The sequence below is a fragment of the Nocardiopsis sp. CC223A genome, assembly GCF_030766825.1.
In the GTDB taxonomy this organism is placed as follows: domain Bacteria; phylum Actinomycetota; class Actinomycetes; order Streptosporangiales; family Streptosporangiaceae; genus Nocardiopsis.
This window is the reverse complement of sequence record NZ_JASFDV010000099.1, coordinates 1-23,436: the sequence shown is the minus strand read 5'-3', so window position 1 is coordinate 23,436 and position 23,436 is coordinate 1. Positions and strand designations below refer to the sequence as shown.

At 71.0% G+C, this 23,436-nt stretch carries 30 protein-coding genes and 2 pseudogenes; 14 read left to right on the top strand and 18 right to left on the bottom strand.

Annotated elements, in window-relative coordinates; genetic code table 11:
* Positions 1-1,393: aromatic amino acid lyase (locus QJS33_RS27640; RefSeq protein WP_306370994.1), on the bottom strand; the 1,393-nt coding region annotated here is incomplete at its 3' end.
* 163 nt (positions 1,394-1,556) lie between these two features.
* Here QJS33_RS27640 and QJS33_RS27635 point away from each other — a divergent pair.
* The 5 genes from QJS33_RS27635 to QJS33_RS27615 all read left to right on the top strand — a co-directional run bounded on the left by QJS33_RS27635 (position 1,557) and on the right by QJS33_RS27615 (position 5,918).
* Positions 1,557-2,288: an IclR family transcriptional regulator gene (locus QJS33_RS27635; RefSeq protein ID WP_306370993.1), complete on the top strand. Its 732-nt coding sequence runs from the start codon at positions 1,557-1,559 to the stop codon at positions 2,286-2,288.
* Between the two features lie 72 nt (positions 2,289-2,360).
* On the top strand, positions 2,361-3,548 hold the full coding sequence (locus QJS33_RS27630; RefSeq protein WP_306370992.1) for an ABC transporter ATP-binding protein: 1,188 nt from the start codon (positions 2,361-2,363) through the stop codon (positions 3,546-3,548).
* A complete protein-coding gene (locus QJS33_RS27625; protein WP_306370991.1) occupies positions 3,545-4,198 on the top strand; it encodes an ABC transporter permease in 654 nt (217 codons plus the stop codon). Before QJS33_RS27630 ends, QJS33_RS27625 begins: the two co-directional genes overlap by 4 nt.
* The gene (locus tag QJS33_RS27620; protein WP_306370990.1) at positions 4,195-4,947 is read left to right on the top strand and encodes an ABC transporter permease; all 753 of its coding nucleotides are present in this window, start codon (positions 4,195-4,197) and stop codon (positions 4,945-4,947) included. The genes QJS33_RS27625 and QJS33_RS27620 overlap by 4 nt, the downstream gene beginning before the upstream one ends.
* Before the next feature lie 29 nt (positions 4,948-4,976).
* Complete coding sequence (locus QJS33_RS27615; RefSeq protein WP_306370989.1) at positions 4,977-5,918, top strand: ABC transporter substrate-binding protein; 942 nt, start codon at positions 4,977-4,979, stop codon at positions 5,916-5,918.
* Positions 5,919-5,993: 75 nt separating this feature from the next.
* Here the strand turns inward: QJS33_RS27615 and QJS33_RS27610 are convergent, their stop codons facing one another.
* From QJS33_RS27610 to QJS33_RS27575, 8 genes and pseudogenes are all read right to left on the bottom strand, one after another.
* Entirely contained in the window at positions 5,994-6,494 is a 501-nt protein-coding gene (locus tag QJS33_RS27610; RefSeq protein WP_306370988.1) for a DUF2975 domain-containing protein, read from the bottom strand.
* Between the two features lie 172 nt (positions 6,495-6,666).
* Positions 6,667-7,428, bottom strand: a complete 762-nt coding sequence (locus tag QJS33_RS27605) for an MBL fold metallo-hydrolase (RefSeq protein WP_306370987.1) — start codon at positions 7,426-7,428, stop codon at positions 6,667-6,669.
* Between the two features lie 132 nt (positions 7,429-7,560).
* Complete coding sequence (locus tag QJS33_RS27600) at positions 7,561-8,613, bottom strand: sugar phosphate isomerase/epimerase (protein WP_306370986.1); 1,053 nt, start codon at positions 8,611-8,613, stop codon at positions 7,561-7,563.
* A gap of 220 nt (positions 8,614-8,833) precedes the next feature.
* The gene (locus tag QJS33_RS27595) at positions 8,834-9,184 is read right to left on the bottom strand and encodes a hypothetical protein (RefSeq protein ID WP_306370985.1); all 351 of its coding nucleotides are present in this window, start codon (positions 9,182-9,184) and stop codon (positions 8,834-8,836) included.
* 50 nt (positions 9,185-9,234) lie between these two features.
* Entirely contained in the window at positions 9,235-9,537 is a 303-nt protein-coding gene (locus QJS33_RS27590) for a hypothetical protein (RefSeq protein WP_306370984.1), read from the bottom strand.
* A 35-nt stretch (positions 9,538-9,572) separates the two neighbouring features.
* Positions 9,573-10,133 (bottom strand): annotated as a pseudogene (locus tag QJS33_RS27585) (ABC transporter permease); the annotation flags it as partial.
* Between the two features lie 285 nt (positions 10,134-10,418).
* Positions 10,419-10,904 (bottom strand): hypothetical protein, encoded by a 486-nt coding sequence (locus QJS33_RS27580; RefSeq protein ID WP_306370983.1) that lies wholly within the window; start codon positions 10,902-10,904, stop codon positions 10,419-10,421.
* Between the two features lie 137 nt (positions 10,905-11,041).
* Positions 11,042-11,617 (bottom strand): ATP-binding protein, encoded by a 576-nt coding sequence (locus tag QJS33_RS27575; RefSeq protein WP_306370982.1) that lies wholly within the window; start codon positions 11,615-11,617, stop codon positions 11,042-11,044.
* A 268-nt stretch (positions 11,618-11,885) separates the two neighbouring features.
* On the opposite strand from QJS33_RS27575, the gene QJS33_RS27570 reads away from it, so the two are divergent.
* Positions 11,886-12,740, top strand: coding sequence for a helix-turn-helix transcriptional regulator (locus QJS33_RS27570; protein WP_306370981.1), 855 nt, complete (start codon positions 11,886-11,888; stop codon positions 12,738-12,740).
* Entirely contained in the window at positions 12,737-13,057 is a 321-nt protein-coding gene (locus QJS33_RS27565; protein WP_306370980.1) for a DUF397 domain-containing protein, read from the top strand. The genes QJS33_RS27570 and QJS33_RS27565 overlap by 4 nt, the downstream gene beginning before the upstream one ends.
* A 379-nt stretch (positions 13,058-13,436) precedes the next feature.
* Here the strand turns inward: QJS33_RS27565 and QJS33_RS27560 are convergent, their stop codons facing one another.
* On the bottom strand, positions 13,437-13,922 hold the full coding sequence (locus QJS33_RS27560) for an HIT family protein (protein WP_306370979.1): 486 nt from the start codon (positions 13,920-13,922) through the stop codon (positions 13,437-13,439).
* Positions 13,919-15,019 (bottom strand): ThiF family adenylyltransferase, encoded by a 1,101-nt coding sequence (locus QJS33_RS27555; protein WP_306370978.1) that lies wholly within the window; start codon positions 15,017-15,019, stop codon positions 13,919-13,921. Before QJS33_RS27555 ends, QJS33_RS27560 begins: the two co-directional genes overlap by 4 nt.
* A 172-nt stretch (positions 15,020-15,191) precedes the next feature.
* On the opposite strand from QJS33_RS27555, the gene QJS33_RS27550 reads away from it, so the two are divergent.
* The 7 genes and pseudogenes from QJS33_RS27550 (at position 15,192) to QJS33_RS27520 (ending at position 19,577) form a co-directional block, all read left to right on the top strand.
* Complete coding sequence (locus QJS33_RS27550; RefSeq protein ID WP_306370977.1) at positions 15,192-15,392, top strand: hypothetical protein; 201 nt, start codon at positions 15,192-15,194, stop codon at positions 15,390-15,392.
* 1 nt (position 15,393) lies between these two features.
* Entirely contained in the window at positions 15,394-15,924 is a 531-nt protein-coding gene (locus tag QJS33_RS27545; protein WP_306370976.1) for a DUF6879 family protein, read from the top strand.
* Positions 15,921-16,757, top strand: coding sequence for a helix-turn-helix transcriptional regulator (locus tag QJS33_RS27540; protein ID WP_306370975.1), 837 nt, complete (start codon positions 15,921-15,923; stop codon positions 16,755-16,757). Before QJS33_RS27545 ends, QJS33_RS27540 begins: the two co-directional genes overlap by 4 nt.
* A 64-nt stretch (positions 16,758-16,821) precedes the next feature.
* A pseudogene (locus QJS33_RS27535) lies at positions 16,822-16,989 on the top strand (helix-turn-helix domain-containing protein); the annotation flags it as partial.
* A gap of 413 nt (positions 16,990-17,402) precedes the next feature.
* On the top strand, positions 17,403-18,494 hold the full coding sequence (locus QJS33_RS27530) for an Rv2578c family radical SAM protein (RefSeq protein ID WP_306370974.1): 1,092 nt from the start codon (positions 17,403-17,405) through the stop codon (positions 18,492-18,494).
* Positions 18,495-18,920: 426 nt separating this feature from the next.
* Entirely contained in the window at positions 18,921-19,076 is a 156-nt protein-coding gene (locus QJS33_RS27525; RefSeq protein WP_306370973.1) for a hypothetical protein, read from the top strand.
* Positions 19,077-19,274: 198 nt separating this feature from the next.
* Entirely contained in the window at positions 19,275-19,577 is a 303-nt protein-coding gene (locus QJS33_RS27520) for a hypothetical protein (RefSeq protein WP_306370972.1), read from the top strand.
* Positions 19,578-19,715: 138 nt separating this feature from the next.
* On the opposite strand, the gene QJS33_RS27515 is transcribed toward QJS33_RS27520, so the two are convergent.
* The 7 genes from QJS33_RS27515 to QJS33_RS31470 form a co-directional block, all read right to left on the bottom strand.
* Entirely contained in the window at positions 19,716-20,600 is an 885-nt protein-coding gene (locus tag QJS33_RS27515; RefSeq protein ID WP_306370971.1) for a hypothetical protein, read from the bottom strand.
* A 2-nt stretch (positions 20,601-20,602) separates the two neighbouring features.
* On the bottom strand, positions 20,603-20,764 hold the full coding sequence (locus QJS33_RS31480; protein ID WP_372339728.1) for a hypothetical protein: 162 nt from the start codon (positions 20,762-20,764) through the stop codon (positions 20,603-20,605).
* Complete coding sequence (locus tag QJS33_RS27510) at positions 20,739-21,137, bottom strand: polymorphic toxin-type HINT domain-containing protein (protein ID WP_306370970.1); 399 nt, start codon at positions 21,135-21,137, stop codon at positions 20,739-20,741. Before QJS33_RS27510 ends, QJS33_RS31480 begins: the two co-directional genes overlap by 26 nt.
* Positions 21,118-21,297, bottom strand: coding sequence for a hypothetical protein (locus QJS33_RS27505; protein WP_306370969.1), 180 nt, complete (start codon positions 21,295-21,297; stop codon positions 21,118-21,120). Before QJS33_RS27505 ends, QJS33_RS27510 begins: the two co-directional genes overlap by 20 nt.
* A gap of 16 nt (positions 21,298-21,313) precedes the next feature.
* Positions 21,314-21,469, bottom strand: coding sequence for a hypothetical protein (locus tag QJS33_RS31475; protein ID WP_372339727.1), 156 nt, complete (start codon positions 21,467-21,469; stop codon positions 21,314-21,316).
* A gap of 792 nt (positions 21,470-22,261) precedes the next feature.
* Positions 22,262-22,876: a polymorphic toxin-type HINT domain-containing protein gene (locus QJS33_RS27495; protein ID WP_306370968.1), complete on the bottom strand. Its 615-nt coding sequence runs from the start codon at positions 22,874-22,876 to the stop codon at positions 22,262-22,264.
* Positions 22,857-23,252: a hypothetical protein gene (locus QJS33_RS31470; RefSeq protein ID WP_372339726.1), complete on the bottom strand. Its 396-nt coding sequence runs from the start codon at positions 23,250-23,252 to the stop codon at positions 22,857-22,859. The genes QJS33_RS27495 and QJS33_RS31470 overlap by 20 nt, the downstream gene beginning before the upstream one ends.
* Positions 23,253-23,436 lie beyond the last annotated feature (184 nt).

Here is a 23,436-nt window from a genome sequence, read left to right as displayed (position 1 = left end):
GGTCGCGGTCGGCGGCCTCGCGCGGGCGGGCGCCCTCGGCCTCCAGGATCAGGGACGCCCGGCGCAGCGGCGCCGGGAGCCCGGCCGGGGCCCGCAGTGCCAGGGCGCGCGCCGCGACCAGCAGTTCGCAGGCCAGCAGCGGGCGCAGCGCCGCGATGGCGCCGTCCAGCTGGTGCACCGCCAGCGGGGCGAAGCTGGCGTCCTCCTCCGTCCCCCGGGACAGCACCACGGTCTCCAGCGAGGCCGGGGCCGCGGCCGCGCGCAGGGCGCCGTAGGCCGACCCGGCCGTGTACTCCAGGATCATCGTGCCCGAGGACCCGGCCGGTCCGGTCGCGAGGAACGCCGGGAGGCCGGTGGCCGCCGGGTCCGACAGCGCGCGCAGCCGCCCCAGCAGGGCGGGCGCCGTCTGGGCCAGGGCCAGGCGCAGGGCGTCCGAGCGCAGGGTGAGCGCGGCCATGTGGAACCCGCCGTGGTGCACGGCCCGGGTGTGCCCGGTCCCGGCCCCGATGATCAGCGGGTTCTCCTGCGCGGCCGCGGACAGCGCCCCGACCAGCCCGGTGATCTCGGCCAGCGCGTCCACGAGGACCCCCTGCACCTGCGGTGCGGTGCGGAACCCGAAGGGGTCCTGCACCCGCGCGGGGGCGGGCAGGGCCGGGCCCAGGAGGTCGCGCAGCCGGCGGGCGACGGTGATCGCACCGGGCGAGGCGCAGGCGCGGGCGGCCTCGGGTGAGAACGCCTCGGTGTTGGCGCCGACGGCCGCGGCGGACATCGCCGTGATCACCGTCGCGGCCCGCACCAGGGGTTCCAGGTCGGCGACCGCGAGGGCGGTGCGGGCCAAGGTCAGGGCGCTGCTGCTGATCAGGGGCAGCGCGTCGGTGTCGGGGAAGTGCCCCGGTGGCGTCCAGGGGGCGGCGGCCGGGCGCTCGCCGAGCAGGGTCAGCGCGGTCCCGGCCAGGGCGGCCAGGTCGCCGGTGCCGACGGTGCCGTGTTCGCGGACGGTGGGCAGGGCGCCGGCGCCGAGCATGCGCAGCAGCGCGCGGGCGGTGCCGGGCGAGACCCCCGAGCCCCCGGCGGCGATCTGGTTGACCCGGACGATGAGCATGGCGCGCACCACCGTTTCCGGGAGGGGGCGGCCCGCGGCGGCGGCGTGGCTGCGCAGCAGGCGCAGGCCGTGGCCCTCCCCCTCGCCGGCGGGGTCCACGGTGACGGTCCGGTTGGCGCCCACCCCGGTGCTGCGCCCGTAGACCGGTCCGCGCGCGGCGGCCTCGCCCGCGCCGCGGTGGGCGGCGGCGATGCGGCGCAGGGCGGCGGGGGTCAGGCGGACGGGTTCGGCGGACCGCGCCGCACCGGCGATGCGCCCGCAGTCCAGGGGTGATCCGTCCAGGCTCAGCATGCCCGCCTCCATCGGTACGTGTGCGACATGGGGGATATCCGCCTCTTCCCTCCTCGACTGGAGTATGTCATTCTGCTGCCAGATGGCAAAAGGCTTCCATCAGATGAAAATGAACCGGGTTTCATCCGAAGCCCGAACGAACCAGGACCGAAGGGAAACACCCGTGGCCGAGTCGACGCGCACCGTCGAACGCGCGCTGGAGCTCCTCGCCGTGGTCGCCGAACGCGGCCCCGTGTCCCTGACCGAGTGCGCCCGCGACACCGGGCTCGCTCCCAGCACGGCGCTGCGGCTGCTGCGCACCCTGGAGTCCACCGGGTTCGTCGACCGCGGCGACGACGGCGCCTTCAGCCCCGGTCACCGGCTGATCGGCATCGGCGCCAAGGCCCTGGGCAACGACTCGCTCATCGCCCTGGCCCGGCCCTCCCTGGCCGAACTGGCCCGCCAGACCGGCGAGTCCGGCTACCTGTGCGTGGGCACCGCCGACCGGGGCGTCCTCTACATCGACCAGGTCGAGGGCAACCGCACCATCCGCCACGTCAGCTGGGTGGGGCACCGCTTCCCCCAGGACGGGTCGGCGGTCGGCCTGGCCCTGCGGGGAGAGATCCCCGCGCAGGGGTACGTGGCGGTCGCCTCCGTCGTGGACCCCGAGGTCATGGCGCTGGCCGCCCCGATCCGCTCGGCCGCCGGGACCGTCGCCGCGCTCAGCGTCGTCGGCCCGTCCTTCCGCCTGGACGAGGAGCGCATCGCCGCCCTGGGCGCCCTGCTGACCGCCGAGGCCGACCACGTGTCGGGGCTGCTCGGCGCCCCCCGGGACCCCGGCGGCACCGACGGTCCCGACGACACCGACGACACCGGGAACGACGCCACCGACGACGAGAAGGCGGGAGGGCTCTGACCCGACCGGGGCGTCCGCGCCCGGCGCGCACCTCCCCCGGCCCCGCAACGGCAATCCCCTCAGGAGAATCCGATGATTCGATTCGACCGGGCCACCAAGGCCTACCCCGACGGCACCGTCGCCGTCGACGGCCTCGACCTGACCGCGCCCACCGGCAAGACCACGGTGCTGGTCGGCCCCTCCGGCTGCGGCAAGACCACCTCCCTGCGCATGGTCAACCGGCTCATCGAGCCCACCTCGGGCACCGTCCTGCTGGACGGCCGCGACACCGCCGGGCTCGACACCGCCGAGCTGCGGCGCGGCATCGGCTACGTGATCCAGAACGCGGGCCTGTTCCCGCACCGGACCGTCGCGGACAACATCGCCTCCGTCCCCCGCCTGCTCGGCTGGACCCGCCGCACGGCCCGGGACCGCGCGCTGGAACTCCTGGAGCTGGTCGGCCTGCCCGCCGCCTACGCCGACCGCTACCCCGCCCAGCTGTCCGGCGGCCAGCAGCAGCGGGTCGGCGTGGCCCGGGCGCTGGCGGCGGACCCGCCGGTGATGCTCATGGACGAGCCCTTCAGCGCGGTCGACCCGGTGGTGCGGGCCCGCCTCCAGGAGGAGTTCCTGGCGTTGCAGCGGGAGATCGGCAAGACCATCCTGTTCGTCACCCACGACATCGCCGAGGCGGTCACCCTCGGGGACCGGATCGCGGTGCTGCGGGTGGGCGGGGAGCTGGCCCAGTTCGCGCCCCCGCACGAGCTGCTCACCCGGCCGGCGGACGACTTCGTCGCCGACTTCGTGGGCCGGGACCGCGGGTACCGGGCGCTGGACTTCGCCGCACCCGCCGCCCTGGAGGTGCGCGAGGAGAACACCGTCCGCCTGGGCGCGAGCCTGGAGGAGGCCCGCGGGGCGGCCCGCGACGGGTGGACGCTGGTGGTGTCCGACGCGCACCGGCCGCTGGGCTGGATCGACGTCACGGCCGCCGGCCCCGGAACGGCCGGGCCCGACCCGGTCGGGCGGGAGCACCTGGTGCTGGGCGGCACGACGGCCCGCGGGGCGGAGGGCCTGCGCGAACTCCTCGACGCGGCGCTCTCCTCCCCCTCGGGCCGGGGCGCCGTCACCGACGAGGCCGGGGTCCTGACCGGCACCGTCACCCCCGAGGACGTGGTCGGGGCCATCACCGCCGCCCGGGCCGAGGCCGCCGCGCAGGCGGCGCGGGAGCCCGCCGGGGCCACCACGGACCGACGGTCCCAGGCCCCCGCGGAGGAGACCGCATGACCGCCCTGCGCTGGCTCTCCGACAACGCCCCGATCATGGCCGAGTACTTCCTGGCGCACGTGTGGCTGTCCCTGGTCCCGCTGCTGCTGGGCCTGGCGATCGCGCTCCCGCTGGGCTGGGCCGCCCACCACTTCGGGTTCCTGTACCGGCCGCTGGTCGCCGGGTCCGCCCTGCTCTACACCCTGCCCTCACTGGCCCTGTTCGTCCTGCTCCCCCAGGTGCTGGGGACGCGGATGCTCGACCCGGTGAACATCGTGTGCGCGCTGACCGTCTACACCGTCGCCCTGCTGGTGCGCGTGGTCGCCGACGGCCTGGCCGCCGTGCCCGAGGAGACCGCCCGGGCGGCCGACGCCATGGGGTACCGGCCCGTCCAGCGCTGGCTCCTGGTCGAGCTCCCGGTGGCCGTGCCGGTCATCGCCGCCGGTCTGCGCGTCGCGTCGGTGTCCAACGTGAGCCTGGTGTCGCTGGGCGCCCTGCTGGGCGTCCCGCAGCTCGGCTCGCTGTTCACGCTGGGCTTCCAGCTCGGCTACCTGGTGCCGATCGCGGCCGGGATCGTCCTGTGCCTGCTGCTCGCCTGGCTGCTGGACGGCCTCATCCTGGCCGCGGCCCGCGCGCTGACCCCCTGGAAGAGAGCGGAGACGACGGCATGAACCTCATCGACTGGTTCGCGGACCCCGCGCACTGGGTCGGCCCCGACGGCATCCCCCGCCAGGTCCTCACCCACCTGCTGTACTGCGCCATCGCCGCCGCGGCGGCGATCGTGATCGCGCTCCCGGCGGGCCTGGTCATCGGGCACACCGGCCGGGGCGCGGTCCTGGTCGCCGGGCTGGCCAACGCCCTGCGCGCGCTGCCCACCCTGGGCCTGCTCATCGCGGCGGTGCTGCTGGTGTCCCCGCACTTCGGGTCGCAGCTGGCGTTCGCGGTCCCGGCCCTGATCGTGCTCGTGGTGCTGGCGGTCCCGCCGATCCTGACCAACGCCTACGCCGGGGTGGTCGCGGTGCCGCCGCAGGTGCGGACCGCCGCCCACGGGATCGGGATGCGCCCCTGGCAGGTGCTGCTGACCGTGGAGCTGCCCTGCGCCCTGCCGCTGGTGATCTCCGGGGTGCGCAGCGCCTCGCTGCAACTGGTGTCCACCGCGACCGTCGCCGCGTACGTGTCGCTGGGCGGGCTGGGCCGGTACATCATCGACGGCCAGGCCCAGCTGGACTACACGCAGATGCTCGCCGGGGCGGTCCTGGTCGCCCTGCTGGCCGTCGCCGTGGAGGCGCTGCTGCTCCTGCTGGAGCGGGCCCTGGTCTCCCCCGGCCTGACCGGGCGCCTGCGCAGGCTCCCCGACCCGGACGGGGACCCGGCGGCCGCCGTCCCCGCCGCGGCCCCGTCCCCGGGGAGGGCGCCGTGAACCCGCCCCGCAACCCCCTGGAGGCCCCCATGACCCCTCGACGAACGCGCACGCGGACGCTGCGCGCGGCGACGGCGCTGGCCGCCGCGCTGGGCGTCCTCGCGGCCACCGGCTGCGGGCTCGGCTCCGACCCGCTGGCCGCCGGGGAGGGGGTGGACCGCGACGGCTCGGGCACGATCGTGGTCGGCTCCGCGAACTTCCTGGACAGCCTGCTCATCGCGAACATCTACGCCGAGGCGCTGCGCGCCGAGGGCTTCGAGGTGGAGGAGCGGTTCAACATCGCCAGCCGGGAGGCGTACGTGCCCGGGCTGGTCGACGGCTCCATCGACCTCATCCCCGAGTACAGCGGGGCCCTGCTCCAGTACGTCCACCCCGGGACCGACGTGACCGCGGACGAGGAGGTGCTGGCGGAGCTGGAGGTACGGGTGCCCGAGGGGCTGGCCGTGCTGGAGGCGTCGGCGGCGCAGAGCAAGGACGTGCTGGTCGTCACCGGGGACACCGCCCGGGAGCACGGCCTGGAGACGGTGTCCGACCTGGTGCCGCTGGCGGGGGAGATGACCCTGGGCGGGCCGCCGGAGTGGAAGACCCGGTACAACGGCGTCGTGGGCCTCCAGGAGGTCTACGGACTGGAGTTCGGGACCTTCGTGGCCCTGGACGCGGGCGGCCCGCTGTCGCTCAACGCGGTGACCAACGGGCAGGTGGACGTGGTCGACCTGTTCACCACGGACCCGGCCATCGGGGAGCGCGACCTGGTGATGCTGGAGGACGACCAGGGGTTGTTCCTGGCGGAGAACATCCTGCCGCTGGTCCGGGAGCAGGCCGTGGACGAGGAGGCGCGGGAGGTCCTGGACGCGGTGTCGGCGCGGCTGAACACCCCCGACATCCGGGAGATGATGGGCCGGATCATCTCCCAGCGGGAGAACCCGACCCTGGTGGCGCGGGACTGGCTCAGCGCCAACGGCCTGGCCTGAGCGGGGTCGCGGCAGGGGGTCCGGCGCGCGGGGCTTCGGGGCGGGGGCGGTGCCCGGGGCCTCGCGCGATCCGGTTCAGACGACCTCGGACATCTCCGACTGCAACTCGGTCGCCTTGCGCAGCAGCCCGCGCATGAGGACGAGCAGCAGGGCGAAGGCGACGCCACCGGCGGTGGTGGTGAAGGCGGCGCCCAGGGCGCCGATCAGCTCCATGCCGTCGGCGGGCGAGGGGATGTCCGAGTCCACCAGCAGGTGCACGGTGACCCCGGCGGTGAGCAGGGACGCCGCGAGGGTGGCGCCGATGATGACGTCCACCCAGAAGAACGTCCGGCGGGTGAAGATCGCGTCGCGCTCGACCATCGCGAGCAGCGCCCACACGGCGACCAGGGCGACCTGCACACAGGCGACGCCGAGGATCGCCAGGATGACGTAGGGGAGTTCGTAGGGGGCGTAGGGAGGGAAGCGCTCGACCTCGTCGGCGGCGGCGCCCGGGATGACGACGACCTGGCCGAAGAGGCCGACGAGGATCGCCAAGGCGACGCCGACCCGCAGGACCAGGGTGATATAGCTGTGCATAAATCGATTCTCGATAGATAGCTATCGAAAGTCAATATGCCAGGTGCGCCCGGTACGCCCTGAGTAGACAGTCGTGCAGGCCCCGCGGTTCTCCCCGATCCCGTGGGCCCCGGCCCGCACCGCGACGCGCGGGCGTTCCGGCCGGGACACGGCACGGCCGCCCCGGGCGGCCCTACTCGATGCCGCGCTCGATCGCCTGCTCGGCCGCCGCGCGCGGCCCGCCGGTGAAGGGGTCGCCGTGGCCGGGCAGCAGCACGGCCTCCTCCCCCAGTTCCGCCAGCCGCTCCAGGGAGGCGATCGCCCGGGCGCCCTGGTGCGTGGACATGCGGCTGATCGTGGTCGGCCCCGTGCGGCCGGTCGTGGGGTCGAAGGTGACCAGGGCGTCCCCGGTGAACACCACCCCGCGGTCCGGCCAGACGAACACGGCACTGCCCGGGGTGTGCCCGGGCACGCCCACCACCCGCGGGCTTCCGGGCACCTCCTCCAGGACCCGGCCGTGGACGAACGTGGAGTAGGTCGGCACCGGCGGCGCGTTGAACGCCCCCGAGCCCTCCAGGTGCGCGAGCAGCCGGGCGGCCCGGGGGCGGCGCAGCAGGTAGGGCAGCATCGAGCGTTCGGGCGGGGCGTGCACCATCGCCTGCGCGGGGCCGCCGCCCAGCAGCGGCGCGTCGTCCTCGTGCACCCACACCGTCGTTCCGGGGTGGTCCAGCGCACGGGCGGCCAGGCCGATGTGGTCGGGATGGCCGTGGGTGAGCAGGACCGCCCGCAGCCGCCCGCCCACCCGGGACACCGCGTCCAGGAAGCCGGAGCTGTGCGTGGGCAGCCCGGCGTCGACGAGGACCAGGCCCTCGTCGGTGTCCATCAGGTAGAAGTTCACCACCTCGTCGCCGAGGCGGAACACACCGGGGGCGACCTCGTCGGGCAGATGACCCATGGATTCCTCTCGGCGAGCGAAGGGGCGCGCCGCCCACCTGGGGCGTCCCCTTTTCTCTACCGGAGCGGCCGCCGGAGATGGGCGACCGACACCCCCGCCCCGGCCGGGGCCCGCGCTCCGGCCGGGGCGCCGTCAGATCTTCGCGGGCGTCCGGTCCGGGGCTTCGACGAGCGCGACCCGCTTGAGCAGGCCGACCGCCCGGCCCACCCCCTCCACCGCGTTGACCAGGGTGTCCTCGTGCTCGATGTTGAGGGTGCCGTCGTATCCGACCGAGCGCAGCAGGCAGGCGAAGTCGGCCCAGAAGGTCGCTCCGCCGGGGTGGCCGAGACCGAGCGTGACGTAGTTCCAGGCGCGGTCGCCGGGCCTGGTGGGCGCCACGGTGTCGAGCAGCCCGTCGCGCGCGGCCTCCGGCCCGTTCACGCGGACGTCCTTGGCGTGGACGTGGAAGATGGAGCCGCCCAGCGCGCGGATCACGGTGGGGATGTCCGCGCCCATCCACATCAGGTGCGAGGGGTCCAGGTTCGCCCCCACGACCTCGGCGTCCCCGACGCTCTCGATGAGCCGGAGCATGCCGGAGACGTTGTGCACCAGCTGCCCGCCGCAGGGTTCGACGGCCAGGCGCACGCCCTTGTCCCGGGCGAGGGCGGCCAGCTCCTTCCAGTAGGGAACGGCGACCTCGTCCCACTGGTAGGCGAGGATGTCCAGGTTCTCCGGGGGCCAGGCGGTCGTGATCCAGTTCGGGTGGGAGTCGCCCCGGCCCCCCGGGAGGCCGGACATCAGGACGACGGTGGGAACGCCCAGGGCACCGGCCACCTCGATCGTGTCGCGGACGACCCGGTCCTGCCGCGGGCCGGAGACCGGGTGGAGCTGGTTGCCGTTCGCGGTCAGGGCGCTGAGGGCGAGCCCCCGGTCACTGATCCTGCCCGCGAACTCCTCGCGGGCCGCGGCCGAGGACACGAGCGCGGGCAGGTCCGCGTGCGGGCTCTCCGACCAGTTGCCGGTGGCCACCTCCACCGAGCTCAGGCCGAGGTCCCGGGCGAGGTCCAGGGCCTCCTCGAAGGTCAGGTGGCTGACGGAATCGGTGATCAGGCCGATCTGCGTGGCGGGTCCTTCGGGGTTCGGGGGCGGGGCGGTCGCGGCGCCCGGCCCCGGTACGGACGGCGGGGTGCGGCCGCCCCACCGCACCGCCCGCCTTCGTCCCCCGGAGCGGGCGGGGGGCGCTCACCCGACCGGTCCGTGCGGGTACTGCGTACCATGCGGAGGCACTGGTAAGAATGTCAAGACATATACACAACACCACTAAGAGGCCCGTGCAGAGGGTCCGGTGCCCTTCGGAGGCCCCGGACCCGCCCCGGACCGGGCGCGGCACGGCTGCTCCCGGGCGCCCCGGGAACCGCCGCCCGCCTCAGGTGGCCGGGGAGGTCCCGTCGAACGCCACCACCACGGGCGCGGAGCCCTCCGCGAGGTAGTAGTGCCCGGGGAAGTGGTCGACGTGCAGGTGGTGGCGGGGGTGCGCCTCGTCGGCGAAGACCTCGACGTTCTCGGCCAGCACGGCGAGGGACTCGGGGGCGCCCTCGATCACCAGGGTCCCGCCGTCGACGGAGACCCGGACCTTGCCCGATGCTCGGTGCCGAACGTCGACCCGCGCCGGCGCCCGGTCATAGGGCGCCGGATCCGCCACCGGCGCCAGTGCGCCCTCCCCACCGCCACGGAGCACCCGCGCCAGGGCAAGGAGCCCCTCCCGCGTTCCGGACACCTCCACCTCGCCCGTCGCCTCCGCGTACCGCGACCGCGGCCCGGCACTCCTCATACCGAGCCGACCAGGCGCCGGACCGCAGCGATGGTCTGCGCCAGCCGCCGGTCATCGGCGGGGGTGACGTCGTCGGGGGTGTTCCAGGCCGACGTCCGAAGGTCGTGGTGGCGTTCCAGCTCCGCGGCGAGTTCGCAGGCCTGCTCGTAGAGCGGGCCGCGGCGCGAGGTCACCTCGGCCGCGCCCAGCACGAGGAGGTCGGCGGCCCGGTCCAGCCCGGCCGCCCCGCTCTCGTGGTCGGCGAGCGCGGCGCCGACCCACTCCCGCCACCGCGCCCGCTCGTACTCCCGCTCGCCCATCCGCCCAGCATGGCAGAGGCACCGCGCCCCGGGCCTCACTCCCTTTCCGGAACCGGGAAGGCGCCACAGGCCGCCGGTTCCACGGTGGGGACGATCGCCAGGCTCTCCACCAGCAGCAGCGCCGCCAGGACGAACACCTGGACCGCCCCGGCCTCGAACGGTGTCGCGCCGCCGAGCAGCATGCCCCCGAACGCCCCGGGCAGGGCCGCCAGGCCCACCGCGCGGGTCCGGTCCGGGACCGGGAGCAGCGCGGAGGCCGCGGCGGGGCGGCCGATCTCCAGGGCCGCGTCACGCGGCGACAGGCCCGGGGACAGGGCCGCTTCGACCTCGCCCCTGCGGGTGCGCGGTTCCTCGGTGGCCCGGCGCCCGGCCAGGACGGTCGCGGTCAGCGCGCCGCCGGTGAGGATCCCGGTCAGCGGGATGACGGCCGGACCGCTGACGGGTGCCGGGCCGGTGAGCGGCAGCGCGGCCATGACGGGGACGACCGGGAGGCAGACGGGCGGGAACGCCCACAGGAACCGCCACCGGGTGGTGGTGATGCGGCGCCCGGCGGTCAGGGAGGCGACAGCGAGCATGACCGCGACGAAGCCGAGGGTGAGCGGGCCGGAGGAGACGACCGCCGCGACGAGGAAGGAGACCGCGCCCGGTTACAGGACCGCGCGGCCGTCGGCGCGCAGCACGGCGAAGCCGTGGCCGAGGCGGCCCAGCACGGACACCCCGGCGGCGGCCGGCGCGGGGCCCACCACCAACAACTCGGACTCGCCCATGGTCCTCCCCTTCGCCCGGCGGCCTCCCCGAAGGCGAGCGTCGCACACGGGCGGTTCGGGTGAAGCGGCTGTGGGCGGTGTGGGGAAGGACACCGCCCGCAGCGGGCCCGGTCGTCAGGGAACCTCCCCGGCACCCGGGTTCAGGGCCAGGTAGGCGCGGATACGGTCGGCCAGCTCGGCGAACTCGCCCTGGTCCGGGGCCCGGGGTGCGGCCGGGTAGTCCTCCGGCTCGGCCGGGCGCGGCCGGGGAACGAGGTCCAGGTAGGGGCGGACCAGGGCTCCGGCGAGCCGGTCGGGGTCGGTGTCCGTCCGGTCGCTCGGGCCGATGAAGGCCTGTTCCCGGCGGGCGGATGCACCGGAGGCTCCGGCGGCCCGGGTGTTCCGGTCGGGGAATCCGGGCGGGTCGGCGAGCAGGTCGCCGTGCCCGGGAACGTCTTTGCGTTCGAGTGCGGCCGGGAGTGCGCGCGGCTTTCGGTCGGCGCGGCGGGGGACGAAGAGCGCGGCCAGGGCTGTGGCAAGGAGTGCGACGGCCAGGGCCCACACGCGTGCGGGCATGCCGGTGCAGGGCCGCCGGTGGCGGCCGGTTGTAGGGTGTTCCATGGTCATCTCCTGACTGGTGCAGGTGGTGATCACGCCCCGGCCCGGTGTTCGCGCACCGGACCGGGGCACCTGTGTTTTCGGTTGTTCCGGGGGCGGGTGTCATTGGCCCGGGGGCTGCGCTTCCCGCCCGCACCGGTTCAGGCCGCGGTGGTCCAGGGGTTGTCGGTCAGGTCGTAGGCCAGGAAGAACCACACCTGGCGGTGGTCGGCGATGCCGTTGTCGCCCCACGAGGTGGACAGGGCATCGACCAGCGCCAACCCGCGCCCCGACTCCGCCCCGGTGTCCAGGCCGGAGGGGTCGGCGACCAGGTGCTCGCGCTGTCCATCGGGGGTGGTGCGCCCGTCCGGGTGCCCCTGATCCGTGCAGGTCAGGTGGAGGCCCGTGCGGCGGCGCTCGCACCGCAGGGTGAAGGTCCCGAACGGCCGCCCCGACAGCGAATGGGTGAGCGCGTTGGCCGCCAGCTCCGAGCCCAGCAGGGTGAACAGGTACCGGTAATCGGCGTCGCGTTCAGCGGCGCTGGCGTCCAGGAACGCCCGCACCAGCGGCATCAGCTGCGGCGAGGACCCGAACTCGTAGGCGCGGACGTTGTAGTGCGCCCGGCGGGCGTGCGGGTTGAAGTAGTGGCGGCACCGCCGCGGCACCAGTTCCCCCAGGGGGAGGGTCACCTCCGGCAGCGACGGCATCGGCGGAGGTGAGGGAACGATTGCGAGCATGACAAAGACACTCCTTACCCAAGCTGAAGCAAAGGGAAGATGCATCCGACACCGGGCACAGGCCCCAAGGGTCGGACTTACACCAGAACACAGGCCATCTCGACTCATTGAGAGTCAAGATTGATTTTCAATATAGGATCTCAATGGGAGGTTGGCCAGTAGAACACCGAACCTGGCCAGCCAGGTTCTACGCCGTCGCCCTCAGCGAGCGGCCGTAACTCCGCTAACGTTCACCGCACCGACCCCGGAAACACACGAGGTGGCACCTATGGGCTCCAGCCCCACGGTCTGGCGACGCTGGCTCGCCCACGAACTGAAGCGCCTCCGTGAGGAGGCCGGACTCAGCCGCAAGGACGTCTCCGCCGCCCTGCGCTGCACCACCGGAAAGCTCCACTACATCGAGACCGCGGTGGTCCCACCCCGCACACGTGACCTCGAAGAGATCCTCTTCGACCTCTACCAGGTCCCACAGGACCGCCGGGAGCACTACCTCCAAGCCGCCCGCAACGCCAAGAAGAAGGGCTGGTGGGAGCACCACAGCGACACCGTCCCCAAATGGTTCTCCCTCTACCTCGGCCTCGAACAGGGAGCTTCGGAGATCTACGCCTGGGAGACCCAACTCGTCCCCGGGCTACTCCAGACACACGCATACACAACGGCTCTCATGGAGAACAGCACCACAGAACTGGGGGAAGCCGAGATCCGCCGCCGTGTGGACATGCGCATGTCCCGGCAGACGATTCTGGAGGGCGACGAGCCGATACGGCTGTGGGCGGTCCTCGACGAGGCGGCGCTACTGCGTAACGTGGGCGGTGCCGAGGTGATGCGCGAGCAACTGGCCCACCTGCTGGAGATGTCCCAGCGGCCCAAGGTGACCCTCCAAGTGCTGCCCCAACAAAGCGGGGCCCACCCTGGCATGGCCGGTAGCTTCTCGATTCTGGGCTTCCCGGCCACCATCGACCCCGGGGTCATCTACATCGAGCACCGCACAGGGTCGATCTACCTGGAGCAACCGGCAGAGATCAAGGAGCACCAGATAGCGTTTGAGCATCTGCGCCTCGCGGCTCTCAAGCCCACGCAGTCCCGCATTCGGCTTCAGGAGATCATGGAGGAGTACTCATGACGCAGGCCCCGCTCGAACCCGAACTCCGGCTGGTCTGGCACAAGAGCAGCTACAGCGCCGACACCGGCGGCAACTGCGTCGAAGTCGCCCGCTTCCGCAAGAGCAGCCACAGCGGTGCCGGTGAGAACTGCGTCGAGATCGCACACATCCCGACTGACTTCCGGAAGAGCAGCCACAGCGGTGGCAACAACGAGTGCGTCGAGGTAGCCGACCTGCCCTGCGGAGCCGCCCTCCGCGACTCCAAGCACCCCGCCGACGGACACCTCCCCTTCCCCTCCCCCGAGTGGACCGCCTTCCTCCACTCCACCCGCGGCTGACCCCGACCCGCCTCCCCGCCCCCGCAGAACACCACCGGTGCCCGGCAAGGACCATGCCCTCTGTCGGGCACCGCTGTTCGCAGCACCAACACGACTCCGACATACGCCCACCATCCCGGACGCAATCTCAAGCAAGCCCGTTGTCCACGTCCCGGCCGCCAAGATTCCATGAACTCGGGAGGCCACCGAGAGCCCCGGGGCGCGTGACGGCCTCCCGCGCATTCACCACGCAAGGTGAGGAGGCGGCTGTGAACGACGACGGCAACAACTGACCCCTGAGAAACAACACCCCCGAAAAATGACAGCGGAGCGGCCCGCACCCCCGGGCCGCCCCGCACTCGCCGTCCTGGTCCCCGGCCGAAGCCGCGGAGATCGGGCGTCACGCGCCCGCTCGCCGGATCCGCTCGGCGACCCGGGCCAGCCACCCGTCGTCGGCCCGCTCGTGGTCGTGCGAGGACAGGTACCCCTGGTACCGGTCGAAGTAGCCGGTGGCCGTCGACGCCACCGCCCGCCAGCCCTCGCCCGCGTTGCCTGTCGTTCCGTGCATGGGGAAGAGCTTGGCGTGGGCGTGGTCCACCCCGTACCCCTCGTACATGATCCCGGTGCGCGCCACATCGGCGAACGCCGCGTCCAGCAGGCGGGCGACCTCCCGGGCCGCCAGGTGCAGCGCGGCGTACTCCTGCTCCGCCAGGTCCACCACGTAGCTGCTCCGGTGGGCTTTGGGGATCACCACCGAGAACCCCTCGGTGTTCGGGAAGATCGACAGGAACGCCATGTGGCCTTCGTCCTCCCAGACCCGGTGGGCCGGGGCCTGCCCGGCCACGATCCGGCAGAACACGCACCCCGCGTCGAAATCGGCGCTCATCGGACCCTTTCCACGGGCAGACCGGTCAGGGAACAGGTGGGGCAGGCGGGATCGCGTTCCGTGTCCTGCCCGTCGAGCGACAGGTCATGCGACCACACCCCCACCCGCCGGTTCAGGGACGCCGGGACGCCGAAACCGCCCAGGTGGCGGAGCACGTCCAGAGCGGCCAGGGACGAGGCGAGCATGTTCACCGGACCGTTGGACGGCGCCTGGTAGCGGGCGTTGATCCCGGCCATGAGCCCGGACAGCTCGGGCTCCCCCTCCGGGGCGCCGGCGGTGAGAGAACGGCAGTCCCAGCATCCGGTCACCCCGGGTACCACCAGCGGTCCCCACACCGCGATTTCGTTGACGTAGCAGGCGTTCAACCACGGCGTTCCGCTCCGGGCGCAGTGGGCGTTGACCGTGCCCGTCAGTCCCGGGGAGTCCGCCGAGACCACGACCAGGTCGCAGGCGGGCAGGGCCTTCAGATCCTCCCTGTTCCCGACACGGCGGACCACCGCCCGCGCCCGGCAGTCGCGGTTGCGCCGACGCAGCTCCCGGGCGAGCACCTCGGCCTTGGGCAGTCCGATGTCGGCCTCGGTGAACAGGAACTGGCGCGTCAGGTTGCTCAGCTCCACATGGTCGGCGTCCACGAGGACCAGTTCGCCGATCCCGGCGGTGGCCAGGGTGACCGCCACCAGGCCGCCGATGCCTCCGCACCCCAGTAGCGTCACCCGGGCCCGGGCCAGCCGGAGCTGCACCTGCACCGCGTCGGCGCCGGAGAGTTCGTAGAACAGGGCGTGGCGGCTGTAGCGGTCGGCCGGGTCGTAGGTGTGCGCGGGGATCAGGTGGTTCCCGTCGTCGAGCAGCCGCATCACCGCCTCGGCCCGGTGGGCGTCCGCCCCGCAGGGGCCGTCCAGGAAGGAACGGGCCTCGGCCCGGGTGCGGGGTGCGCGGAAGTGGTCGGCCAGGCGCAGCAGGGGCTCCCACAGCTCCCGGTCGTGCACGGGCCGACGTATCGACCCGAACCCGAGGAACAGCGTCCCGTCCTGGAAACCGACGCGCACGTACGGCGCGAGTACACGCGGAGGATCATCGCGGGTCGTAACAGAGCGCATGGGCCAACCACCTCACCATCCGTGAACACCGGGTCGGCGTGAGCGTACGGCGGCAGTGATGCGCAGAGGCGGGGATTGCGCGAGATTGCGCCTGTGCCTATCCGCCGACCCTGTTCCCGGGCCGCTTTGCTCCGGGATACTCAAGGCACACCCCTTGGCACCGAGGAGGATCGTGAAACTCCGCAAGCTCGGCACCACCTCCCACGGAGGGAACTGCCCCACCCTGTACGAGACCGATACCGGGAGCATCGTCGTCCAGGGCTACCGGCTCACCGACCCCGAGGCCCTCGCCCAGCTCGCGGATGTGCTGCCCGGCGAGGAGTTCGTCGTGGTCCCCCGTGAGCTGCTGACCCGCTTCGCCCCCGAGGAGTGACGTGTCCGACCTCGTTTCCGGAGAGGCCTTCGACGACCTCTTCCGGCAGTACCGCCACACCGCCTGGCGGCTGGAGACCCGCACCTTCTACGGCGTCCTCATCGAGAACGAACCCTTCCAACAGTGGCTGGTCGGAGACGACTCTGATATCGAGTGGTTCAAGCCCTGGCTGAGGATGATGAAAGCGGAACTCGCCACCGGCAAGCGCATGGAGCGGGTCCGGCTCATCGACGACCCGCCCTCGGACTACCTGCGCTGGGAGCTGTGGGGCACCCCCTACAACCTCGGCGCGGGCGAGGACATCCGCTACCTGCCGCGCACCCATCCGATCGTCGCCGAACTGCCCGACCACGACTTCTGGGTCTTCGACAGCCGCACCGTCGCCCGTCTGGAGTTCGACGACAAGGGCAACGTCCTGGGCGCCGCGCTCACCGAGGACCCCGAGCAGGTGCTCACCGCCCTCCAGGCCCGTGATGCGGCCTGGCACCACGCCCTGACCTTCACGGAGTACATGGCCACCCGCGCCCTATGACCGACTATCAGACCGCCCGCGCCTCCCTCGGCGTCCGCCTGCGCGAACTCCGGGAGGAGGCCGGGCTGTCCGGCCGGGAGCTGGCCGCCCGCGCGGGCTGGCACCCGTCCAAGGTGTCCCGCCTCGAACGCGGGAACCAGACCGCCGCCGCGGCCGACCTGCGCCGCTGGGCTCTGCTGTGCGGGCGCCAGGACACGACCGAAGGACTGGTGGCCCAGCTCGGTGCGCTGGAGACCCACTACACCGGGTGGCGGCGCCGCCTCGCCGCGGGCAACCGGGCCCGCCAGCAGAACGCCGTGGACCTGGAGAACCGCACCCGCACCCTGCACATCTTCGAGTCGGTGTGCGTCCCGGGCCTGTTGCAGACCCCCGCCTACGCCCGCGCCATGATCGGCCGGGCCGTCGAACTCTACGGCACCCCGGCCGACATCGAGGAGGGCGTACGCAAACGCATGGAGCGCCGTGCCGTCCTCCGTGACCGGGGGAGGGAGGTGCGGATCCTGCTCTGGGAACCGGCTCTGCACACCCGCCACGCTCCCGCCCAGGTCCAGGCCGAGCAGCTCGACCACCTGGCCGCGTGCATCCGGCAGGGGCTCGGCGGGATCGGCGTCATCCCCTTGGGGGAGGTCCTGGCGGTCTCGCCCATGCACGGGTTCTGGATCTACGACGACGAGCGGGTGATCGTGGAGACCATCGGTGCCGAGCTGTACCTGACCGACGACGACGCGGTCGAGCCCTACCGGCGAACGTTCGCGGAACTCTCCGCCGCGGCCCTGCGCGGCCCCCACGCTCTCCGCCTCATCCAGGCCATCGGCCGAGACCTGTCGACGTGAAACGCATGTCGACGCTCCCCCGACGGCCTTACCGCATTGTCCGGCCACTGGAGGCTTGCGCTCTATGACCGACTACCGGACCGCCCGCGCCTCCCTCGGCGTCCGCCTGCGCGAACTCCGGGAGGAGGCCGGGCTGTCCGGCCGGGAGCTGGCCGCCCGCGCGGGCTGGCACCCGTCCAAGGTGCCCTGCCTCGAACGCGGGAACCAGACCGCCGCCGCGGCCGACCTGCGCGGCGGGGTGGCCGCTCACACCAACGTCTCGAACGCGCTGTTGGACCGGCTGCTCGCCGACTCCGTCACCGACGTCACCGACCGCGCCGCCGCCAACCCCGTCCTGCCCCGGACCGGATGTACCGCATCCTCGCCGACGCCGGGCTGTGACTTCACGGGGGCCGATCCCGGAACCGATTCCTGTCACAGAGATCGGACGGGACGGCTGGGAACAGGCCTCCGCGACGGCTCCCCTGTCCCGGAGCCCGATTCACCGACACGACTTTCTCCTCCCCGGCCATCGGCCCCGACCGCCGGGATCCCCTGCCCGCCCGGGGAACCGGCCTGCGCCGCGCCCACTGCGGGCCGTCCGAACGCCCCGTCCGGCGTTCGAACCACTCGACAGGCGTTCGAAAACATGTTCGAATCACAGTCATGCGCTGGGAGAACCTGAGAGAGGCGACCACGACCGTCGAGCAGACCGCGCTGTTCGACCACACGCCGCCCCCGGCCCGGGGCACCGGGCGGGCGGGGCTTCAGACGGCCGGGCCCGGGCCGGTGCAGGCTGGGCAGGATGGCGAACCCGTCGCGATCGAGGTCCGGGCCCGGTCGATCATCAACCGGGTCCCCGGCGACTCCCCTCTGTTCCGCTGGAGCGTCAACCCCTACCGCGGCTGTTCGCACGCCTGCGTGTACTGCTTCGCCCGGCGCACCCACGAGTACCTGGACCTGGACAGCGGCCGCGACTTCGACACCCGCATCGTCGTCAAGGTCAACGCCGGCGAACGGCTGCGCACCGAACTCGCCCGCCCCTCCTGGCGCGGGGAGCACATCGCGATGGGCACCAACACCGACCCCTACCAGCGCGCCGAGGGCCGCTACCGGCTCATGCCGCAGATCATCGCCGCCCTGCGCGACGCCGCCAACCCCTTCTCGATCCTCACCAAGGGCACCCTGGTCCTGCGCGACCTCGACCTGCTCGAACAGGCGGCCCGGGTCACCGAGGTCGGCATGGCTGTCTCGGTCGGCTCCGTGGACGAAACGGTGTGGCGCACGGTCGAGCCGGGGACCCCGGGCCCGCGGGCCCGCCTGGACGTGGTGCGCCGCCTGGCCAAACGCGGCCTGGAGTGCTCGGTGCTGATGGCCCCGATCCTGCCCGGCCTGACCGACTCTGCCGAACAGATCGAGGAGACCGTCGCGGCCATCGCCGAAGCCGGGGCCGCCCGCGTCACCCCGATCGTGCTGCACCTGCGGCCCGGCGCCCGCGAGTGGTACCGGGCCTGGCTCGCCCGCGAACACCCGCGGCTGCTTCCGCTGTATCGCAAGCTCTACGCCCGGGGCTCCTACACGCCCGACTCCTACCAGCGGATCGTCACCACGGCCGTGCGCGAAATCGCCGACCGCCACGGCCTGAACCGCCCGGGCCCCGCCCGCCGGAACCGGGCCCTGCGGAACCCCGCCGAGCCCCCCGGCGACCACCGCCCCGAACAGCTCGCCCTGGGCTTCCCCGGCCAAGGTCCGCCGTGAAAGCAGCGGCCACGCGGCATGGGACTCCGGGGCACTGCGATCACCCGGGCATGACGCTTGACGGGAACACTGGCGGGGTCGTCTTCGAGGTCGCGTCCGGCGACCGGACGGAGGAGGTCCTGGGGGTGCTCGACGAGGCGGCCGCGTGGCTGAGGACACGCGGCATCGACCAGTGGCCCCCGCGATTCGACGCGGAACGGGTCGCGGGGGCGATAGCGCGGAGCCGGACATGGCTGGTCGACGTCGGGAGCAAGGTCGCGGGCACGACCATCTTGGACTGGAACGACCCGCTGTGGGCGGATCACGGCGGCTCCGCGGGCTACGTGCACCGTATGGCCGTGCGCCGCCGGGCCGGGGTCGGCGATACTCGACCGGGCGTCCGGCGCCACGCGCGACCACGGCGCCGACGTCCTACGGCCGGACTGCGTGAGGTCCAACGCGCACCTGTGCGCCTACCACGAAGCCCGGGGTTTCGTGCACTGCGGCGACGTGGCGGTGGGCGGCGCCCCCGGGCAGCGGAACGCCGAGGGTCCCGTCGTCACCTGGGTGAGCCGGTACGAACGCGCCCTGCCGACCGGCTGATCGCCCACGCCCCGACCACCCGTTGCAGCCTGCGACCGGCACGACCACCTCGTGGCGGCCAGCGGGTTCACCATAGTCCGCGGCAGCCGCGCGGCGCTGCTCGCGGAGGCCCCTTGTCGCCGCCCCGGCGCCGGTCAGCCCCGCCCGCCGTCCGCCACCCCCGTCCACCGCAGCCCGACGGGCAGCTGGGACATGTCGTTGAACGCGATCACCGTGAGGGACGCGTTCGCGGCACAGGCCTCCGACCGGGCGCCGCCATCACGATCCGGGTGGACGCCCGGGGCGCCTCCACTCCACGACCCACTCCCCCTCTTCAAAAAAATCCGCCAACGACGAATGGTCTTCGACCCACTCATCGCCTCCGGATGTCTTGAAGTTCTCATCGGCGGCGATGTGAACCAGATAGCTCGGAGGATCATCCGGCAGCTCTTGGACGAAGACGAACCTCCCGGTCTCATCGCCTTTCACAATGACACCGACCACACCGACTTCGATATTTGACACTTCAACCCTCTTCCGCGAACCCCGATCGGCGTGAGCCCGTGCGTGGGCCTCGGCCAGGCCGATCCGCAAGAGGGGGCCAGGTGTCTACACCGCTACCGAGGGCCCACAGCCGCGTTTGGCAGGAGCGCAAGAACGCTAATAACTACCGGACCTTGGGGAAATCCCATCCTCCCCAACTGGGCTCTCCCACAGGGCCCTGTTCACTCCATCCGGGTCTGGCACCACGGCACACCAACCGTCCATAGCCTTGTCGGCCAGCATGAACGCGAAGCCCTCGTCCACAACTTCGGAAAGCGTATCCGCGCCAAAGGGGTAGGCCCGGTAGACCAACTCGCCGGGCAACAACGGGGCCATGAAGGCGGTGAATCCGTCCTCCAATAGCTCAGGCCTGGTCTGCAACTCCGGATCGCTGACCACACAGACCAGTGAGCGCGGCCGCATGAGTAGTGACACCTCGACTACGTTCTCCGGGGTCACGCGAAACCATCGATACCCGCAATCGCCGTACGCCCAGCGCTCGCACAACAAGGTGAAGCGCTCGGAGTCCTTCGCCACCGCCGCCCAGAAACTCTCATCAGTCACGTCACGAACGGGTTTCAAGACCGCTACATCAGGAGTTGCATCACGCCACCGGAGAATCGAGCTTTGACAGTGGAATCCAACCAGATCAGCGCTCATCGTTCGCGTCATGTATACATGTATGGCACCGTCCCACCCCGACTCGATCACAAGTTTTCCAGGAACGGAAATTCGACAATAAGGACCGAGCCCAGACACCATTCTATCGATCAGGTCGATCGCCCGCGAGAAGTGGACTTTCACACCATTTCGAAGACCGATATGTTCGCTAGCCAGAGGTTCATTCACCAGCAGTTCACTAACCTGCAGGAATCTGGCGCCACCCTTGCCAATCACCAATCCGAGCAGCTTTCGCAGTTCCGTCACGTACGAACTCCAGGAATCCGAGTCTGCCAATTCCTCGCGCACTCGCTCACCGCTCGGACTAATGATCAACTCCACACTTATTTTGCTAGCCATTCAAGCCCCAGCAGCTCCCCATTCGACCCGAATCCCAACCCATAGGTTCCATCTCGAGCAGAATCACTGTTCGACCGGAAAAGATTTCGAAAACTCACCCCCTTGAATACAGCCAGCTTGCTATTCCCAGTCCTGTCGTAGGTGATATAACGAGGCTGACCACCCTCGGCTTTCTTGTTCTCCCAGATTGGCAGGGCCGCCCGAGGATCGAATTTTGGTCTTGGTATATCCCAAGTAATTGACAACATCGTCAGCTTGCGCACGCGTGAGACTGTTGTCATTGCAATTGCTGTTGTGGTTGAGGACGTCGAGGGACCCCGTGGCCACATGGTAGGTGTGGACGCCCTGGACGGTCAGGTTGTGGACCGTGGCGGGCTGGGACCAGGCCTGGATCGCGTTGATCTGGACCCAGGTGCCGGCCGAGGTCTGCAACCACATACCCGGAACCAGATCGACCGCGTCGACCCACGCCTTCAGGTCAGGGACCCAGAAGGGGTGCTCATCGGTCGCGATGACCACGTCCCCGGCCGCCACCGGACCCGGGATATCCGTCCTCGGTGTCGGCCTCGACCACACCCTCGGAAACGGTCTCGCCCTCGGGGGCGTCGCGTTCGGTGGTCGGGGCGATGGTGATCTCCACCAGGACCTTGGAACCCGAACCGATGATCGTCGCCAACACCGTCCGAGCCAACTGCTCACCCGCCTCTTGGGGTAACGCCCGGCCGCGTAGCGACTGAGGAAGACTGGCGGGTGATCCCGACCGTGCGTTTTCCCTGCTTGATGTCTCCGGTCTCGTCCACGACCAGGACGACGTCGCGGGTGCCCAGGTGCGCAATGACGTGGTCGCGCACGGACGCGGCCAGGGCGCTGTCGTCAATGCGGGCGCGGGAGAGCAGGTACTGGATCCAGCAGGGGGTCCAGGGGTCCGATGGCCCACGTGTTCGGCCAAAGTCCAGCAGTTCTTGTCGGGCAGCGGGGCCAGCAGCGCCATGATCAGGTGGCGGGCGGTGGTGCGGGTCTCGGGGCGGGTCAGGTGCGGGGCGACGGCGGTGTCGATGGTCGCGTTCAGTCGACGAGACCACCGGCGGGTGGCTACGCTGGCGGCCGCGGCCGCGGCCGCCGCCTGCTCTTTCTTTGTCTTCACAACCATCGATGACCGGGCAGTGGCCGTTCACGTGTGCGGGAAACCACCGGATCAGAGTTCCCGGCCTCCTCAGAACTACTCACATACTTCCCGAGCAGGGCAAACCAGAATTGCAACTGTAGTACCGGAAGGTGGATCGCATCCAGATTAACCTGACGCCCACAAATTCCCCTCGAGGCTTAAAAGAAACTTATAACAATAGATGATAACCAATGCCGGACGATAAACATCCGAGCGAGCGCCGTCGAGACAACTCCAATTTACCAGAATTAATCGACATCGCCACGCCCAGCCTTGATTCGATACAATTCAGCCTCACTTCCTGCCTTTTCTGAATCATCCCAGTAAATTAATACTGAAGACAATTTTTCCAGCGCATCAGCCATCCGCTCGCACCACAGGTAATATTCCGAACCAGACTCAATATCTGGCTTTAAATTCCTCACTTTGCGCAGATTTCTGGTTGCCTTTTTTAGCTCCGGCGGAACTGGTCCTGGCACTATCCAATGCCTCCGATCAACTGGAGAAAACTCCGACAGGCGGGACAAGGTCCGATATCCGTGAGGTGCTCGCCCATAGAAAACTTGTTTCCACCAATTCTCACCGAATAGAAAACGGCACCCCTGAGAGGGGATTCCACGCGCTCAAGCTGCGCCGCACAGTTGGCTTCCCCACATCCTCCATGGTGACCCGAAAGACCCACTGCGTTGGCTGTCTCAGAAGGCATGCTCCCAATTCTGGAATCCTGGGCGTAAGCCCGGACTTTAACAATCTCCCCGTTGACTTCAGATATAGCCATAGTTGCAACGTTTGGTCGCTGTGCAGCATTAGTATTGAGAGCTTCATCAGCGAAATCAAGCAATTCTTCTGGCGGCTCGCCACCGCAGTTGTGGTTGAGGACGTCGAGCGACCCCGTGGCCACATGGTAGGTGTGGACGCCCTGGACGGTCAGGTTGTGGACCGTGGCGGACTGGGACCAGGCCTGGACCGCGTTGATCTGGACCCAGGTGCCGGCCGAGGTCTGCAAGCACATACCCGGAGCCAGATCGACCGCGTCGACCCACGCCTTCAGGTCAGGAACCCAGAAGGGGTGCTCATCGGTCGCGATGACCACATCCCCGGCCGCCACCCGACCCGGGATATCCGTCCTCGGTGTCGGCCTCGACCACACCCGCGGAGACGGTCTCGCCCTCGGGGGCGTCGCGTTCGGTGGTCGGGTCGATGGTGATCTCCACCAGGACCTTGGAACCCGGACCGATGATCGTCGCCAACACCGTCCGAGCCGACTGCTCACCCGTCTCCGGGTCGGTGCCCAGGTGCGCGGTGACGTAGCCGCGTAGGAAGGCGGTCAGGGCGGTTTCGTCCATGCGGGCCCGGCCCAGCAGGTGTTGCATCCGGTAGGGGGCGTGGTGGCCGACGTGCTCGGGCCAGGGACCAGCCGTTCTTGCGCTCCAGGCCGCTGAGCAGGCCCAGCAGGTAGGAGCGGGCACGCAACCGGGGCTCCCGGCGGCCGGAGACGGGGGCCACGACCTGGGAGAACAGGTCATCGAACTCGTTCTCCCACGTGTCGGGGTCGGCCTCTACCACAGTAGGCGGCACGGCCACCGCCGATCGTCTGGTTCCTTCACACCCACATGATCACAGCGGTGGCCGTCTCATGTCCGGGGGTTGCTC

Bases quoted from the DNA above. Each gene is read 5' to 3' on its own strand.
- QJS33_RS27630 (WP_306370992.1), top strand. From the start codon at position 2,361: ATGATTCGATTCGACCGGGCCACCAAGGCCTACCCCGACGGCACCGTC.
- QJS33_RS27625 (WP_306370991.1), top strand. From the start codon at position 3,545: ATGACCGCCCTGCGCTGGCTCTCCGACAACGCCCCGATCATGGCCGAG.
- QJS33_RS27620 (WP_306370990.1), top strand. From the start codon at position 4,195: ATGAACCTCATCGACTGGTTCGCGGACCCCGCGCACTGGGTCGGCCCC.
- QJS33_RS27615 (WP_306370989.1), top strand. From the start codon at position 4,977: ATGACCCCTCGACGAACGCGCACGCGGACGCTGCGCGCGGCGACGGCG.
- QJS33_RS27610 (WP_306370988.1), bottom strand. From the start codon at position 6,494: ATGCACAGCTATATCACCCTGGTCCTGCGGGTCGGCGTCGCCTTGGCG.
- QJS33_RS27605 (WP_306370987.1), bottom strand. From the start codon at position 7,428: ATGGGTCATCTGCCCGACGAGGTCGCCCCCGGTGTGTTCCGCCTCGGC.
- QJS33_RS27590 (WP_306370984.1), bottom strand. From the start codon at position 9,537: ATGGGCGAGCGGGAGTACGAGCGGGCGCGGTGGCGGGAGTGGGTCGGC.
- QJS33_RS27580 (WP_306370983.1), bottom strand. From the start codon at position 10,904: ATGGAACACCCTACAACCGGCCGCCACCGGCGGCCCTGCACCGGCATG.
- QJS33_RS27575 (WP_306370982.1), bottom strand. From the start codon at position 11,617: ATGCTCGCAATCGTTCCCTCACCTCCGCCGATGCCGTCGCTGCCGGAG.
- QJS33_RS27570 (WP_306370981.1), top strand. From the start codon at position 11,886: ATGGGCTCCAGCCCCACGGTCTGGCGACGCTGGCTCGCCCACGAACTG.
- QJS33_RS27565 (WP_306370980.1), top strand. From the start codon at position 12,737: ATGACGCAGGCCCCGCTCGAACCCGAACTCCGGCTGGTCTGGCACAAG.
- QJS33_RS27560 (WP_306370979.1), bottom strand. From the start codon at position 13,922: ATGAGCGCCGATTTCGACGCGGGGTGCGTGTTCTGCCGGATCGTGGCC.
- QJS33_RS27555 (WP_306370978.1), bottom strand. From the start codon at position 15,019: ATGCGCTCTGTTACGACCCGCGATGATCCTCCGCGTGTACTCGCGCCG.
- QJS33_RS27540 (WP_306370975.1), top strand. From the start codon at position 15,921: ATGACCGACTATCAGACCGCCCGCGCCTCCCTCGGCGTCCGCCTGCGC.
- QJS33_RS27530 (WP_306370974.1), top strand. From the start codon at position 17,403: ATGCGCTGGGAGAACCTGAGAGAGGCGACCACGACCGTCGAGCAGACC.